Raw genomic sequence first — 15,956 nt, forward strand, 5'->3', positions numbered from 1 at the left:
CAAACAGATGAATCTAGAAAATGCCCTCTAAACAGTACGAGGCGCGGACTAGAGCATCAGCTTGACGACAGACTCGTCCGGGTCGCGGGTTTTGCCGGCGGCTTTGAGCTCGGCCAGATAATCCGCCCAGAGTGCGTCATAACGTCGCCCCAGTTCGTAGAGGTAATCCCAGGTGAACAGGCCGCTGTCGTGACCGTCGTCGAAGGTCAGTTTCAGTGCGTACTGACCGGCCGGTTCTACCTTGGTCAGGCCGACGTGCAGCTTGCCGAATTGCAGGATCGGTTTGCCGTGGCCCTGAACCTCGGCGGAGGGGGAATGCACACGCAGGAATTCGGCGGGCAGGGTGTATTCCTCGCCGGACGCGTATTTGAGCGACAGGGTTTTCGAGGCTTTGTGCAGTTTGATGTCGGTAGGGAGTTGGGTCATCGCCGGCGTTCCGTCAGGTGAAAAAAATTGTGGGAGCCGATGGCTCCCACAGTTTCACGACCACTGTAAGTATGGCTTACAGGATATAACGGGACAGGTCTTCGTTCTGCGCCAATTCGCCCAGGTGGCTGTTGACGTACTCGGCGTCGATCAGGATCGCCTTTTCGTCGTGGGCGCTGGCCAGATCGCCGGCACTGAACGACACCTCTTCCAGCAGGCGCTCGAGCAGGGTGTGCAGGCGACGGGCACCGATGTTCTCGGTCTTCTCGTTGACCTGCCAGGCGATCTCCGCCAGACGCTTGATGCCTTCAGGCTGGAACTGGATGTTCAGGCCTTCGGTCTTCAGCAGCGCGCAGTATTGCTCGGTGAGCGAGGCATGCGGTTCGCTGAGGATACGCTCGAAGTCTTCCGGGCTCAGGGCCTTGAGTTCGACGCGGATCGGCAGACGGCCTTGCAGCTCCGGCACCAGATCGCTCGGCTTGCTCAGATGGAACGCGCCGGAGGCGATGAACAGGATGTGGTCGGTCTTGACCATGCCCAGCTTGGTGTTGACGGTGCAGCCCTCGATCAGCGGCAGCAGGTCACGTTGCACGCCTTCACGGGACACATCGGCGCCGCCGACATTGCCGCGCTTGGCGACCTTGTCGATTTCGTCGATGAACACGATGCCGTGCTGCTCGACCGCTTCCAGGGCCTTGGCCTTCAACTCTTCTTCGTTGACCAGGCGACCGGCTTCTTCATCGCGCACCAGCTTCAGCGCTTCCTTGACCTTGAGCTTGCGGGACTTCTTCTTGCCCTTGCCCATGTTGGCGAACAGGGACTGAAGCTGGTTGGTCATCTCTTCCATGCCTGGCGGCGTGGCGATCTCGATGCCGGCCATTTCGGCGACTTCGATCTCGATTTCCTTGTCGTCCAGCTGACCTTCGCGCAGGCGCTTGCGGAACAGCTGGCGGGTGTTGGAATCCTGGGTCGGCGCTTCTTCGTTGCTGAAACCCATGCGTGCCGGTGGCAGCAGGGCGTCGAGGATGCGGTCCTCGGCGGCGTCTTCGGCGCGGTGGCGAACGCGGGTCATTTCCTGCTCGCGCAGCATCTTGATCGCGGCATCGGCCAGATCACGGATGATCGATTCGACGTCGCGGCCGACGTAGCCGACTTCGGTGAACTTGGTCGCTTCGACCTTGATGAACGGCGCATTGGCCAGCTTGGCCAGGCGACGGGCGATCTCGGTTTTACCGACACCGGTCGGACCGATCATCAGGATGTTCTTCGGGGTCACTTCAACGCGCAGCTCTTCAGGCAGTTGCATGCGACGCCAGCGGTTGCGCAGGGCAATCGCGACGGCGCGCTTGGCATCGTCCTGGCCGATGATATGGCGGTTGAGTTCGTGGACGATTTCGCGGGGAGTCATGGACATAATAATTGACGGTCCTCAAGCAGAAACAAGCCGTGGCACAGGGGCCGTATCAGGCTTCTTCAGCGAGATCCTGCTCCTCAATGGTCTGGGTGTGGTTGGTGAATACGCAGATGTCGGCAGCGATGCCCAGTGCGGTTTCGACGATTTCACGGGCCGACAGGTCGGTCTTTTTCAACAGCGCGCTGGCTGCAGCCTGGGCGTAACCGCCACCGGAACCCATGGCGATCAGGCCATTCTCGGGTTCGACCACGTCACCGTTGCCAGTGATGATGAGTGAAGCGTCCTTGTTGGCGACCGCGAGCATCGCTTCGAGGCGGCTCAGGGAGCGGTCGGTGCGCCATTCTTTGGCGAGTTCGACGGCGGCGCGGATCAGATGGCCCTGATGTTTCTCGAGCTGGCCTTCGAAACGTTCGAACAGGGTGAAGGCGTCGGCGGTGGCACCGGCGAAACCGGCGATGACCTGACCGTGGTACAGGCGACGAACTTTCTTCGCGTTGCCTTTCATCACGGTGTTGCCGAGAGAAACCTGGCCGTCGCCGCCCATGACGACTTTGCCGTGGCGGCGGACTGAAACGATGGTGGTCAAGGGAAGAGTCTCCACACTGCGGGGCGAAAATGCCTTATGCCCATTCATATGGGGGTGGTGGAGAGGATTTCAACTGCGGGGAGGGAGAGGGGACGAGCGGTGGTTTGCGCGGGGTCGTTCTCACGCAAAGCAACGTGATCGCTCCCACGCTCCGCGCGGGAATGCCTCAATGGACGCTCCGCGTCCCTGCGGCAAGGGACGCGGAGCGTCCCGGGCTGCATTCCCCACGCAGAGCGTGGGAGCGATCGGTGGGGAGTTGTTAGCGGCTCTGGCGTTGTTGTAACAACAGGTTGCTGAAACCTGCGCCCGCCAGTTGTTTCTGGGCGGTGGTCAGTTGTTCGCGGTTGCTGAACGGGCCGACCAGTACGCGATACCAGGTTTCATCCTTCACCGTCCCGGATTCAACCGCTACCGCCTGGCCGAGCAGAATGATCTGCGCGCGCACCTTGTCGGCATCGGCCTCTTTGCGGAACGAGCCGGCCTGGAGGAAGAACTTGGTCACCGGCGCAGCCTTGGTCACCGGTGGCGCTGGCGGCGGGGTGATCCCGGCCAGTGCAGCCTGCGCCCGCGCCGTGTCGATCTTCGCCGCTTCCGCCGGGGTCACCGGCGTGGTCGGGATCGCCGGCACCTGTGGCGTCGGCAGGGTTTTCTCCGGCACCGCATCAGGCGGCACGATCACTTCCGATTCCGGCAGCAGGGTGTAGAAGTCGTACTTCGGCTTCACTGGTTGAGTCGGGCTCGGCGGGGTCTTGTTGGCCTCGGCGATCTTGGTGGCCTTCTGTTGTTGCTGTTGCTCGACCTTCTCGCGCTTGACCGTGTCGCTGCCCTTGCCCGGCTCCAGTTTCATCAGGAACACGATGAACGCGCCGACCGTCAGGCCGATGGCCATCCACAGCCAACCCGGAATCGGTTGCTTCGCAGGAGCTTGGTAACGGCTGGCGCCACGCTTGGGTGCAGGTTTTTTCTTGGCAGCCAACTTACATACGCTCCAGGGTTTCCAGGCCGAGCAGTTCCAGGCCTTGCTTGAGGGTACGGCCGGTCAGCGCGGCAAGGCGCAGACGGCTTTGCATTTGTGCCGGGGTCTCGGCGGCGAGGATCGGGCAGTTCTCGTAGAAGCTGGAGAACAGGCCGGCCACGTCGTACAGGTAGGTGCACAGGGTGTGTGGCGTGCCCTTTTCCGCAACGTTGTTCAGCACTTCACCGAACTGCGCCAGTTTGGCCGCCAGTTCCTGTTCGTGCGCCGCTTCGAGGACGATCTGGCCGTCGACTTCGCTGAAATCCTTGCCCAGTTTGCGGAACACACCAGCCACACGAGTGTAGGCGTACAGCAGGTACGGCGCGGTGTTGCCTTCGAAGTTGAGCATCAGGTCGAAGTTGAAGCTGTAGTCGCTGGTGCGGTGCTTCGACAGGTCGGCGTATTTCACCGCGCCGATGCCCACGACTTTGGCGATGTTGCGCAGTTCGTCTTCCGCCAGTTCCGGATTCTTGTCTTTCACCAGGGTGTAAGCGCGTTCCTGAGCTTCAGTCAGCAGATCGATCAGCTTCACGGTGCCGCCGTCACGGGTCTTGAACGGACGGCCGTCGGCGCCGTTCATGGTGCCGAAGCCCATGTGTTCCATTTCCATCGGATGGGTCACGAAGCCGGCCTTGCGCGCCACGGCGAACACTTGCTGGAAGTGCAGGGCCTGACGCTGGTCGACGAAGTACAGCGCACGGTCGGCCTTCAGCTTGCCGCTGCGGTAGCGCACGGCCGCCAGGTCGGTGGTGGCGTACAGGTAGCCGCCGTCAGCCTTGACGATGATCACCGGCAGCGGCTCGCCTTCGGCGTTCTTGAATTCGTCGAGGAACACGCACTGGGCGCCGTTGCTTTCGACCAGCATGCCGGCGGCTTTCAGGTCGTTGACCACGTTGATCAGGTCTTCGTTGTAGGCGCTTTCGCCCATCACGTCGGCCATGGTCAGTTTGACGTTGAGCAGTTCGTAGATCTTCTGGCAGTGCGACAGCGAGATGTCCTTGAACTTGGTCCACAGTGCCAGACACTCGGCATCGCCGGCCTGCAGCTTGACCACCAGGCCACGGGCGCGGTCGGCGAATTCCGCTGACTCGTCGAAGCGTTGCTTGGCGGCGCGGTAGAAGTTTTCCAGGTCCGACAGCTCGTCGCTGGTGATCGGGTTTTCCTGCAGATACGCCATCAGCATGCCGAACTGGGTGCCCCAGTCGCCGACGTGGTTCTGACGGATGACGGTGTCGCCGAGGAATTCGAGTACCCGCGCCACGCCGTCGCCAATGATGGTCGAGCGCAAGTGGCCGACGTGCATCTCTTTGGCCAGGTTCGGTGCCGACAGGTCGACCACGGTGCGTTGCGCCGGACCGGCCTTGCGCACGCCAACGTGATCGTCGGCCAGGGCGGCGTCGAGGCGGGAGGCCAGTGCTTGAGTGTTCTGGAAGAAGTTGATGAAACCGGGACCGGCGATTTCGGCCTTGGTGACGTTTTCGTCAGCCGGCAGGGCGGCGATGATTTTTTCCGCCAGATCACGCGGTTTCATGCCGGCAGGCTTGGCCAGCATCATCGCGATGTTGCTGGCGAAGTCGCCGTGGGTCTTGTCCCGGGCGTTTTCCACCTGGATCGCCGGCGTCAGGCCTTCAGGCAACACACCTTCGTTGACGAGTTGGGTGAGGGCTTGTTGGATCAGCTGGCGAATGGTGTCTTTCATGGTCTTCTCTTTCGACCGCAAGCGCGGCGGCGCATCGATGCGCGGGTGGAAAAACTGGGCATTATCCGTTGCGAAGACGGGCTTGCCAACCTTAGCAGGCAGGATGTGGATGTGTGGTGACAATTCGGCCGGTTTTGCCCGGTCAGTACAGATCCACCGGGTCGACATCCAGCGACCAGCGCACCGCCCGGCCGCTCGGCATTTGTTCCAGCGCCAGCAGCCAGCTCGCCAGCAATCGGTGCAGCGGCGCCCGGGCCGTGGCCTGCAACAGCAGCTGCGCGCGGAAGCGTCCGGCCCGGCGTTCCATCGGCGCCGGCACGGGGCCCAGCAATTCGATTCCGCTCAGGTTCTGTTCGGCCAGCAAACGCTCGGCCTCGCTGCAGGCTTCATCGAGAAAGCCTTCGGCCTGTCCCGGCTTGTGCGCTTCGGCGCGCAGCAGGGCGAGGTGGGCGAACGGCGGCAGGCCGGCGGCTCGGCGTTCGCTAAGGGCCTGCTCGGCGAAGGCGAAGTAACCCTGCTCGGTCAACTGCACCAATAAAGGATGGTCGGCCAGATGCGTCTGGATGATCACCTTGCCCGGTTCTTCCGCCCGCCCGGCACGGCCGGCGACCTGCACGATCAATTGCGCCATGCGCTCGCTGGCGCGGAAGTCGCCGGAAAACAGTCCGCCGTCGGCGTCGAGGATCGACACCAGGGTGACCCGGGGGAAGTGGTGACCCTTGGCCAACATCTGGGTGCCGACCAGAATGCATGGCTGACCTTTCTGAATCGTGGCGAACAGTTGGTTCATCGCGTCCTTGCGCGACGTGCTGTCCCGGTCGACGCGCAGTACCGGATAGTCCGGGAACAGAATCGCCAGTCGTTCTTCGGCCCGCTCGGTGCCGGCGCCCACCGGCCGCAGATCGACCTTGTTGCACTTCGGGCACTGGCGCGGCACGCGCTCGACGTAACCGCAGTGGTGGCAGCGCAGTTCGCCGTAACGCTGGTGCACGGTCATCCGCGCATCGCAACGCTGGCACTCGGACATCCAGCCGCAATCGTGACACAGCAGGGTCGGGGCAAACCCCCGGCGGTTGAGGAATACCAGCACCTGCTGGCCGGCGGCGAGGGTCTGGCCGATGGCTTGCTGCATCGGCCCGGAAATGCCGCTGTCCAGCGGACGGCTTTTCACATCCAGGCGCAGGAATCGTGGTTGCTTGGCACCGCCGGCCCGTTCGTTCAGGCGCAGGAGCCCGTAACGACCGGTGTAGGCGTTGTGCAGGCTTTCCAGCGATGGCGTCGCTGAGCCGAGCACGATCGGGATGTTTTCCTGCCGCGCCCGCACCAGCGCCAGATCCCGCGCGTGGTAACGCAGGCCCTCCTGCTGTTTATAGGAGCCGTCGTGTTCTTCGTCGATGATGATCAGCCCCGGATTTTTCATCGGGGTGAACAGCGCTGAACGAGTGCCGATAATAATGTCGGCCTCGCCATCGCGGGCGGCGAGCCAGGCATCCAGACGATCACGATCGTTGACCGCCGAGTGCAGCAGGGCGATGCGCGCATTGAAGCGTTGTTCGAAACGGGCGAGGGTCTGCGGGCCGAGGTTGATCTCCGGGATCAGCACCAGCGCCTGCTTGCCGGCCTCGAGGGTTTCGCGGATCAGCTGCAAATAGACTTCGGTCTTGCCGCTGCCAGTAACCCCGGCGAGCAGGAATGCGTGATAACTGTCGAAACCGGCGCGAATCGCCTCGTACGCGGCGCGCTGTTCGCTGTTGAGCGGCAGCTCGGGCTGGGCCAGCCAGTGTTCATGGCGTGCGCCGGGGGCGTGGCGGCGCACTTCGACCTGCACCAGATTCTTGGCCAGCAGCAGGTCGAGGCTGTCCTTGCTCAGCATCAGTTTGCTCAGCAACTGATGGGCGACGCCGTGAGGGTGCTGGGCCAAAGTTGCCAAGGCTTCACGCTGGCGCGGGGCGCGGGCGATGCGCGGGTCATCGAGGCTGGCGCCGGGGGCGGCGGACCAGAAGCGTTCCTGCCGAACCTCGGCCAGTTCGCCCTGACGCAACAGCACCGGCAACGCCCAGCTCAGAGTGTCGCCGAGGCTGTGCTGATAATACTGGGCCGTCCACAGACACAGCTTGAACAGCGCCGGCGGCAGCGGTGCGGTGGCATCGAGCAGGGCCAGCGCCGGCTTGAGTTTTTCCACCGGCACTTCGCTGGTGTCAGTGACTTCCACCAGAATCCCGATCATCTCCCGCCGGCCAAACGGCACCCGCAGGCGCATGCCCGGTTGCAACTGCGAACGCAGCACGCCGGCCGGGGCCCGGTAGTCGAACAGGCGGCGCAGGGGCGAAGGCAGGGCGAGGCGCAGAATGGCGTCGGGCACGCGGGGGATTCTCTGTGAGCGGGCAATAAGAAAGGCTGAGCGCGAACCCTGTGGGAGCGGGCTTGCCCGCGAAAGCGTCCTGACAGTCGATGAAGATGCCGACTTTATGCGACTCTCAGGGTTGCGCGCAGATGATCAGCATTTGGGGCGCGAGCCTAGCAGACGGTCGGTCTCAGTGACAGCTTGCGTGATCGGGATTGTCTGGTAGAATCCGCGGCCTAATTACGTGCGGTATTCAACAATCGTGTTGGATGGCGGCACGCCAGCTGAGGAAAACACCATGAAAGCCGATATCCACCCGAATTACCCAGAAGTTGCAGTAACTTGCAGCTGCGGCAACAAGTTCGAAACCCGTTCGACCTTCGGCAAAGCCCTGGCGATCGACGTTTGCAACGAGTGCCACCCGTTCTACACCGGTAAGCAGAAGACTCTGGACACCGGTGGTCGCGTTCAGAAGTTCGCCGACCGTTTCGGTGCTTTCGGCGCGAAAAAGGCCTAAGGCCCTTCATTCTGGAAAACCTCAGCGGCTTTTCCGGTCTGATGAAAAAGGCGTCCCTTGCGGGCGCCTTTTTTGTGTCCGCGATTTGGCTCTCCGCCGCCCAGGCCTTCTGCCCGGCGCCGTCCGGGCTGGACAGCGCCACCGTGCAGCGAGTGGTCGACGGCGACACCCTGCGCCTGAGCGACGGGCGCAATGTGCGGATGATCGGTCTCAATACGCCCGAACTCGGCAAGCAGGGCCGCAGCGACGAGCCGTTCGCGGTTGCCGCGCGCAAGCGTCTCGAAGCCCTGGTCGCCGAGAGCGACGGGCGGGTTGGCCTGCGACTCGGCGCCCAGCCCAAAGACCATTACGGCCGCACCCTGGCCCATGTTTTCAGCGCCAGGGGTGAGAACCTCGAAGCGCAGATGCTCGCCGATGGCCTCGGTTTCCAGGTCGCGGTGGCGCCGAATGTCGATCTGGTCGATTGCCAGCAAGCCGCCGAACGCCGCGCGCGACAGGCCGGGCTTGGCCTGTGGAAGCGCTCACCTGTACTGAAAGCGGAGCAGATCGAGCGTTCGGGGTTCGCGCTGGTCAGCGGGCGTGTGAGCAAGGTTCAGCGCAATCGCGGCGGAATCTGGATCGAGTTGCAGGACAAGCTTGTACTGCGCGTTGCACCCAATCTGCTGGATCGTTTCGATGGTGCCTCTCTGCAAGCGTTGAAGGGCAAGCAGATCGAGGCCCGTGGCTGGGTGGTCGACCGTTCTCGGCGCGGTGGATTGAAATCAGGCCAGGCGCGCTGGCTGTTGCCGCTGACCGATCCTTCGATACTCCAGCCGTCCCGCTGAATAAAAAATTGTAGACATTTTTTCTGTCGATTGTGAACAGTCTAACCCTTGTGCGCCGTGGCTCTTGGCCCAAAGTCGTAGGGCAGGGCGCTTGACAGGGGTGACCGGGCAGTCTTGTGGGGACTTTGCGAGGCGCGTATCCTCGCTGACCAGTCTGTCCAACAGTAAAAAGCGGAATGCCAAAATGTCTGATCTGAAAACTGCCGCTCTCGAATATCATGCCCATCCTCGTCCAGGGAAGCTGAGTGTCGAGCTCACCAAGGCCACTGCTACCGCCCGCGACCTGTCGCTGGCCTACAGCCCCGGCGTAGCTGAACCAGTGCGCGAGATCGCCCGCGATCCTGAACTGGCCTACAAGTACACCGGCAAGGGCAACCTGGTTGCAGTCATTTCCGATGGCACCGCGATTCTGGGCCTGGGTAACCTCGGCCCACTGGCTTCCAAGCCGGTCATGGAAGGTAAAGGCGTGCTGTTCAAGCGCTTCGCCGGTATCGACGTATTCGACATCGAAGTCGATTCCGAAAGCCCGCAAGCCTTCATCGACACCGTAAAACGCATTTCCATCACCTTCGGTGGCATCAACCTGGAAGACATCAAGGCTCCGGAGTGCTTCGAGATCGAACGCGCCCTGATCGAGCAGTGCGACATTCCGGTGTTCCACGATGACCAGCACGGCACCGCGATCGTGACCGCTGCGGGCATGATCAACGCCCTGGAAATCGCTGGCAAAACCCTGGCCGACGCCAAGATCGTCTGCCTGGGCGCTGGCGCAGCCGCCATCTCCTGCATGAAACTGCTGGTGAGCATGGGCGCCAAGGTCGAGAACATCTTCATGGTTGACCGTACCGGCGTGATCCACGCTGGCCGTGACGACCTGAACCAGTACAAGGCCGTGTTCGCTCATCCTACCGAGAAGCGCACCCTGGACGACGCCATCGAAGGCGCTGACGTATTCGTCGGCCTGTCGGGCCCGAACCTGCTGAGCGCCGAGCAACTCAAGCGCATGGCGGCCAACCCGATCGTCTTCGCCTGCTCCAACCCGGATCCGGAAATCTCCCCGGAACTGGCTCACGCCACCCGCAACGACGTGATCATGGCCACCGGCCGTTCGGACTACCCGAACCAGGTCAACAACGTGCTGGGCTTCCCGTTCATCTTCCGCGGTGCCCTGGACGTTCGCGCCAAGCGCATCAACGAAGAAATGAAGATCGCTGCCGCCAACGCCCTGCGCGAACTGGCCAAGCTGCCGGTCCCTCAGGAAGTGTGCGACGCCTACGGCGGCATCTCCCTGGAATTCGGTCGTGAGTACATCATTCCGAAGCCAATGGACAAGCGCCTGATCACCGTGATCTCCGACGCCGTGGCCAAGGCTGCGATCGAGACCGGCGTAGCAACCCTGCCGTATCCGAAGAACTACCCGCTGAAAAGCGTGGATGATGTGTTCAACGGCTAAGTCGTTGTAGTGCTTCAACCGGAAGCCCCGGCTCGCGAGAGTCGGGGCTTTTTTGTGCCTATGAATTCTGTGTTGTCGGCGAGGGCCTCTTCGCGAACAGGCCCGCTCCCACAGGTGAAATGCATTCCAATGTGGGAGCGGGCTTGCTCGCGAAGGGGTCAGTCCATGCAATACAAATCTGGCAGGCATAAAAAAGCCCCGCACTTCTCACGAAGGCGGGGCTTTTTGCGGATCAGGATCAGAACAGGTCGATCGGCGCCTGTTCATCCGCCGGCAGCGGGCTGCCCGGTGCCGTGCCGTTGCCGATCTCGTTTACCGACGGTGGAGTGTCCTCAGCCTTGAACAGCTCGAAGTAGGCGCCTGGCGTGCTCGGCGACGCTGCGCGGCCGCTGACCGGGTCCACCCGCAGACTGAGGATGCCTTCCGGTTCCGGCTGGACATGCGGCGGTTTGTCCTTGAGCGCTGCGCTCATGTAGTTCATCCAGATCGGCAGCGCCACAGTACCGCCGAACTCCCGGCGACCGAGGCTTTCCGGCTGGTCGAACCCGGTCCAGACCGTAGTCACGTAATCGGCGTTGTAACCGGAGAACCATGCGTCCTTGGATTCGTTGGTCGTACCGGTCTTGCCGGCGATGTCGCTGCGACCCATGGCCAGTGCGCGACGACCGGTGCCGAGCTTGATCACGTCCTGCAACATGCTGTTGAGGATGTATGTGGTGCGGCCATCGACGATGCGCTCGGCGACTGCCGGCGCTTGTGGCACCGCTGCAGCGCCCGGCGCTTCGCCCGGCACCGGTGCGGCGTTGACGGTGAACGACTGGCTGGCCGGCGCCGCGATGCCGTCAGTGGCCGAGGCGCCTTGTGGCACGGTCGGCGGATTGGCGACGAACAGCGTGTCGCCATTGCGGCTTTCGATTTTGTCGATGATGTACGGGGTGATCTTGTAACCGCCGTTGGCAAAGGTGCTCCAGCCAGTGGCGATTTCCATCGGTGTCAGGGTCGCGGTGCCCAGTGCCAGGGACAGGTTTGGCGGCAGGTCCTGCTTGTTGAAGCCGAAGCGGGTGATGTAGTCGATGGTCTTGCCCACGCCCATGGCTTGCAGCAGGCGGATCGAAACCAGGTTGCGCGACTTGTACAGCGCTTCACGCAGACGGATCGGGCCGAGGAAGGTGTTGGTGTCGTTCTTCGGGCGCCAGACCTTGTCCAGGTACTCGTCGACGAACACGATCGGCGCGTCGTTGACCAGCGTGGCAGCGGTGTAGCCGTTATCCAGCGCGGCACTGTAAACGAATGGCTTGAAGCTCGAACCCGGCTGACGCTTGGCCTGCATGGCACGGTTGTAGTTGCTCTGCTCGAAGGCGAAACCGCCGACCAGCGAGCGGATCGCGCCGTTCTGCGGGTCCAGCGATACCAGCGCGCCCTGGGCCTGCGGAATCTGGCTGAACTTCAGCGAATTGTTCGGCTGGCGCTGCACGCGCACCAGATCGCCGACCTGCGCCACATCCGATGGCTGACGCGGAGCTGCGCCCATGCTGTTGGTATTGAGGAACGGGCGGGCCCACTTCATGGTGTCCCAGGCAACGTGTTCTTCACCGGTGCGGGTCAGCACCTGCAGGCCATTCTTGTCGACCTGGGTGACGATGGCCGGCTCCAGGCTGCTGATGGTGCGTTGCTTGGTCAGCTCGGTGGCCCAGGCTTCGCGGGTCTTGCCCGGCAGGCGCGATTCAGGGCCACGGTAGCCATGACGCTGATCGTAGGTCATCAGGCCTTCGTGCAGCGCGGTGTTGGCCATTTCCTGCAGATTGCTCGGCACCGTGGTGGTGACGCGGAAACCTTCGGTATAGGCGTCGCTGCCGTAGCGGCCGACCATTTCCGCACGGGCCATCTCGGCGATGTACGGCGCGTTCACTTCCGGGGTCGGCACGTGGTAGCTGGCGTTCAGCGGCTCGTTGATGGCGGCGGTGTAGTCGGCCTCGGTGATCTTGCCGAGCTTGTACATGCGCCCGAGGATCCAGTCGCGACGCTCCTTGCTGCGCGCCGGGTTGGCCAGCGGGTTGAAGCGCGACGGGGCTTTCGGCAGGCCGGCGATCATCGCCATCTGCGCCAGGCTGACTTCGCGGATCGACTTGCCGTAATACACCTGCGCCGCCGCCTCGATGCCGTAGGCGCGGTTGCCCAGATAGATCTTGTTCACATACAGCTCAAGGATCTCGTCCTTGGTCAGCTGGCGTTCGATCTGCAGGGCCAGGAGGATTTCCGTGGTCTTGCGCGAGAAGCTGCGTTCGCTGGTCAGGAAGAAGTTCTTCGCCACCTGCATGGTGATGGTGCTGCCGCCGGACTGGATGTGCCCGCTCTTGACCAGTTGGGTCGCGGCACGCATCAGGCTGCTCGGATCGACGCCGTAGTGGTTGGCGAAGTTGTCGTCTTCAGCACTTAGTAACGCATTGATGAAATTGGGGGGAATGTCGGCGAAACGGATCGGTGTGCGGCGCATTTCGCCAAATTCTGCGATCAACTTGTTGTCGCTGCTGTACACCCGGAGCGGAATCTGCAACTGAATGCTTCTCAGCGCCTCCACAGATGGCAAACCCGGACTAAGGTAAAGAAACGCGCCACTGAGAACTAAAAGCAGTCCGCAGAAAACGGCGACGATGGACCAACCGAAGAATTTCAGCAGACGAATCAAGGCTTTTGGACATCCAGGGCAAAGAATGAATTGGGCGACAGGGTTCCGGGAACACACAGAACGGCCCGCGCCGGCAGTAAAAAGCGGAAAAAATCGCTGGGCATTATAAGCACTTTTCCGCTGGGGGCGTCATTTGCGCTTCTGTCAAGACGGGGCGAGGGAACGCAATGCGCATTACAGAGTCCGTAACTCACGGAAAGTCATAGGGAATTGGTAGTGCTAGGACTCTTCAATAAAAAGACCAATACATTGCTGGGGATCGATATCAGCTCCACTTCGGTGAAGCTGCTGGAGCTGAGCCGTCAGGGCGAGCGCTACCGGGTCGAGGCGTACGCGGTGGAGCCGTTGCCGGCCAATGCCGTGGTCGAAAAGAACATCGCCGAACTCGAAGGCGTCGGGCACGCCCTGTCCCGGGTGCTGGTCAAGGCCCGCACCGGGCTGAAAACCGTCGCAGTGGCGGTAGCCGGTTCTGCCGTGATCACCAAGGTCATCGAGATGGACGCCGGCTTGTCCGAGGACGAGCTGGAAAACCAGCTCAAGATCGAAGCCGACCAGTACATTCCCTATCCGCTGGACGAAGTCGCCATCGATTTCGAAGTCCAGGGCATCTCGCCGCGCAACCCCGAGCGCGTCAACGTGCTGCTGGCCGCCTGTCGCAAGGAAAACGTCGAAGTCCGTGAGGCGGCCCTGGCCCTTGCCGGCTTGACTGCGCGGGTGGTAGACGTCGAGGCCTATGCGCTGGAACGCTCCTTCGGCCTGCTGGCCACGCAACTGGCGGCCTCCCAGGAGCGCCTGACGGTCGCGGTGGTCGACATCGGCGCGACCATGACCACCCTCAGCGTCCTGCATAACGGGCGGATCATCTATACCCGGGAGCAACTGTTCGGCGGTCGCCAGCTGACCGAGGAAATCCAGCGCCGCTATGGCCTGACCCTCGAGCAGGCCGGGCTGGCCAAGAAGCAGGGCGGGCTGCCGGACGATTACGTCAGCGAAGTCCTGCAACCGTTTCGCGAGGCGCTGGTACAGCAGGTTTCACGTTCACTGCAGTTCTTCTTCGCCTCCGGCCAGTACAACTCGGTCGATCACATTCTGCTGGCCGGCGGCACGGCCTCGGTGCCGGGGCTGGACCGGCTGATCGAAGAGCGACTGGGCACACCGACCCAGGTCGCCAATCCGTTTTCCGACATGTCCTTGAGCAACAAGGTCAACGCCGGAGCCCTGGCGAGTGACGCGCCGGCCCTGATGATTGCCTGCGGGCTCGCGCTCAGGAGTTTCGACTGATGGCGCGGATCAACCTTCTCCCCTGGCGCGAGGAGCGCCGCGAAGAACGGCGCAAACGCTTCCTGCTGGCCCTGACCGGCGTGGTGGTCGGTTCCATCGGCGCGCTGTTCATTGCCGCGCAGGTTTTCAGCACCGCCATCGAGCATCAACGGGCGCGTAACGATTACATCGGCAAGCAGATCGCTGTGGTTGATGAGCGCATCAAGCAGATCAGTGAGCTCAAGGCACGTCGCCAGCAACTGGTGGAGCGCATGCGCATCATCCAGGACCTGCAGGGCAACCGGCAGGTCAGCGGGCGGATCTTCGATCAACTGGCGCGGACCCTTCCCGACGGCGTCTATTTCACCAGCGTGAAGATGGTCGGCAAGACACTGTCGATCAGTGGTGCAGCGGAGTCGAACAATCGGGTGTCCGACCTGATGCGCAATCTCGAAGCGTCCGACTGGTTCGACGCCCCGACCCTGAACGAAGTCAAGGCAACCACGGCGGGGCAGCTGGATCAGGCCAACATGTTCCAGTTGACGGTGCATCAGACCCGGCCGAAGAACCTGGAGGACGAGCCATGAAACCGTCCGAATGGCTGGCCAGCCTGCGCAGTATCGACTTCAACGAGCTGGATACCGGCAACATTGGCTCGTGGCCACCGGCAGTAAAAGGCCTGGCCGGAGTGCTGCTGATGATTCTGGTGCTGGCGCTGGGCTACAACTTTTTCGTCAGCGACATGGAAAGCGAGCTCGAAACCAAACGTGCGGAAGAAGCCACGCTCAAGGAGCAGTTCTCCAGCAAGGCGCACATGGCGGCCAATCTGGAGCTGTACACCCAGCAGATGAAGGAGATGGAAAACTCGTTCGGCGTGTTGCTGCGGCAATTGCCCAGCGATACCGAAGTGCCCGGGTTGCTGGAGGACATCACACGCACCGGACTGGGAAGTGGCCTTGAGTTCGAAGAGATCAAGCTGTTGCCGGAGGTGACGCAGCAGTTCTACATCGAATTGCCGATCCAGATCACCGTCACGGGCGCCTATCACGACCTCGCCACCTTCGTCAGCGGCGTGGCCGGATTGCCGCGAATCGTGACCCTGCACGACTTCGAGCTGGCGCCGGCCAACCCGGAAGGCGGGACGAAGCTGCGCATGAGCATCCTCGCCAAGACGTACCGCTACAACGACAAGGGGCTGCAAAAATGAGCCCGATCCGTTTTCTTCTGTTGTCGGCATTGATGCTGGGGCTGAGCGGTTGCGGCGGCAACGACTTCGGCGATCTCGACGCCTACATGAATGAAGTGCGTCTGCGACCACCGGGCAGGATCGAGCCGACGCCAACCTTTCGTTCCTACCCGACGTTCACCTACAGCGCCGCGAACCTGCGCAGCCCGTTCTCGCGTCAGGTGCGGGTCGATCTGGCCGGGCAGCAGCACGGCTCGCGCAACGTCAAACCGGATCCGAACCGGGTCAAGCAATACCTCGAAGGTTTCAACATCGAGCAGTTCGAGATGGTCGGCACGATTTCCAATGCCTCCGGTTCCTTTGCGCTGCTGCGCGGGGCGGGCGGAGTGCACCGGCTGAAGGTCGGCGATTACCTGGGGCGCAACGACGGGCGCATCGTCGCGATCAGCGCCTCCCAGGTCGATGTGGTCGAAATCGTTCCCGACGGCGAAGGCGCCTGGCTGGAGCGGCCGCGCACCATTCCTTTGAAAGAGCACTCATAGTGGA

The 15,956-nt window shown here is 62.3% G+C and carries 14 protein-coding genes; 7 read left to right on the forward strand and 7 right to left on the reverse strand.

The features are described from left to right. Positions 1-48 precede the first annotated feature (48 nt). From ACSPX5_RS25780 to ACSPX5_RS25805, 6 genes are all read right to left on the reverse strand, one after another. Positions 49-426, reverse strand: a complete 378-nt coding sequence (locus ACSPX5_RS25780; RefSeq protein WP_085711048.1) for a gamma-butyrobetaine hydroxylase-like domain-containing protein — start codon at positions 424-426, stop codon at positions 49-51. A gap of 76 nt (positions 427-502) precedes the next feature. Next, complete coding sequence (gene hslU / locus ACSPX5_RS25785; protein ID WP_439820506.1) at positions 503-1,840, reverse strand: ATP-dependent protease ATPase subunit HslU; 1,338 nt, start codon at positions 1,838-1,840, stop codon at positions 503-505. Positions 1,841-1,889: 49 nt separating this feature from the next. Then, positions 1,890-2,426, reverse strand: coding sequence for an ATP-dependent protease subunit HslV (hslV, locus tag ACSPX5_RS25790; protein ID WP_003220875.1), 537 nt, complete (start codon positions 2,424-2,426; stop codon positions 1,890-1,892). Positions 2,427-2,685: 259 nt separating this feature from the next. Beyond that, positions 2,686-3,402 (reverse strand): SPOR domain-containing protein, encoded by a 717-nt coding sequence (locus ACSPX5_RS25795; RefSeq protein WP_085732564.1) that lies wholly within the window; start codon positions 3,400-3,402, stop codon positions 2,686-2,688. A gap of 1 nt (position 3,403) precedes the next feature. After that, positions 3,404-5,140, reverse strand: a complete 1,737-nt coding sequence (gene argS, locus ACSPX5_RS25800) for an arginine--tRNA ligase (RefSeq protein WP_439820507.1) — start codon at positions 5,138-5,140, stop codon at positions 3,404-3,406. A gap of 142 nt (positions 5,141-5,282) precedes the next feature. Next, positions 5,283-7,502, reverse strand: coding sequence for a primosomal protein N' (locus ACSPX5_RS25805; RefSeq protein WP_207867224.1), 2,220 nt, complete (start codon positions 7,500-7,502; stop codon positions 5,283-5,285). A 280-nt stretch (positions 7,503-7,782) separates the two neighbouring features. Here ACSPX5_RS25805 and rpmE point away from each other — a divergent pair, with 280 nt between their 5' ends. The 3 genes from rpmE (at position 7,783) to ACSPX5_RS25820 (ending at position 10,278) form a co-directional block, all read left to right on the forward strand. Then, positions 7,783-8,001 (forward strand): 50S ribosomal protein L31, encoded by a 219-nt coding sequence (gene rpmE, locus ACSPX5_RS25810; RefSeq protein ID WP_007952398.1) that lies wholly within the window; start codon positions 7,783-7,785, stop codon positions 7,999-8,001. A gap of 41 nt (positions 8,002-8,042) precedes the next feature. Beyond that, the gene (locus ACSPX5_RS25815; protein WP_439820508.1) at positions 8,043-8,825 is read left to right on the forward strand and encodes a thermonuclease family protein; all 783 of its coding nucleotides are present in this window, start codon (positions 8,043-8,045) and stop codon (positions 8,823-8,825) included. Between the two features lie 184 nt (positions 8,826-9,009). Beyond that, on the forward strand, positions 9,010-10,278 hold the full coding sequence (locus ACSPX5_RS25820; protein WP_169428502.1) for a malic enzyme-like NAD(P)-binding protein: 1,269 nt from the start codon (positions 9,010-9,012) through the stop codon (positions 10,276-10,278). 238 nt (positions 10,279-10,516) lie between these two features. Here ACSPX5_RS25820 and ACSPX5_RS25825 read toward each other — a convergent pair whose 3' ends face one another. After that, on the reverse strand, positions 10,517-12,961 hold the full coding sequence (locus ACSPX5_RS25825) for a penicillin-binding protein 1A (protein ID WP_423815192.1): 2,445 nt from the start codon (positions 12,959-12,961) through the stop codon (positions 10,517-10,519). A gap of 219 nt (positions 12,962-13,180) precedes the next feature. On the opposite strand from ACSPX5_RS25825, the gene ACSPX5_RS25830 reads away from it, so the two are divergent. From ACSPX5_RS25830 to ACSPX5_RS25845, 4 genes are read left to right on the forward strand one after another with little or no spacing between them, the layout of a single operon-like run. After that, positions 13,181-14,245 (forward strand): pilus assembly protein PilM, encoded by a 1,065-nt coding sequence (locus ACSPX5_RS25830; protein WP_439820509.1) that lies wholly within the window; start codon positions 13,181-13,183, stop codon positions 14,243-14,245. Next, the gene (locus ACSPX5_RS25835) at positions 14,245-14,811 is read left to right on the forward strand and encodes a PilN domain-containing protein (protein ID WP_439820510.1); all 567 of its coding nucleotides are present in this window, start codon (positions 14,245-14,247) and stop codon (positions 14,809-14,811) included. The genes ACSPX5_RS25830 and ACSPX5_RS25835 overlap by 1 nt, the downstream gene beginning before the upstream one ends. Beyond that, a complete protein-coding gene (pilO, locus tag ACSPX5_RS25840) occupies positions 14,808-15,431 on the forward strand; it encodes a type 4a pilus biogenesis protein PilO (RefSeq protein ID WP_169428506.1) in 624 nt (207 codons plus the stop codon). Before ACSPX5_RS25835 ends, pilO begins: the two co-directional genes overlap by 4 nt. Beyond that, positions 15,428-15,952 (forward strand): pilus assembly protein PilP, encoded by a 525-nt coding sequence (locus ACSPX5_RS25845; RefSeq protein ID WP_323161108.1) that lies wholly within the window; start codon positions 15,428-15,430, stop codon positions 15,950-15,952. Before pilO ends, ACSPX5_RS25845 begins: the two co-directional genes overlap by 4 nt. The last annotated feature ends 4 nt before the right edge of the window (positions 15,953-15,956 follow it).

It is taken from the genome of Pseudomonas sp. HLG18 (genome assembly GCF_051903985.1).
Lineage (GTDB): Bacteria > Pseudomonadota > Gammaproteobacteria > Pseudomonadales > Pseudomonadaceae > Aquipseudomonas > Aquipseudomonas fluorescens_BT.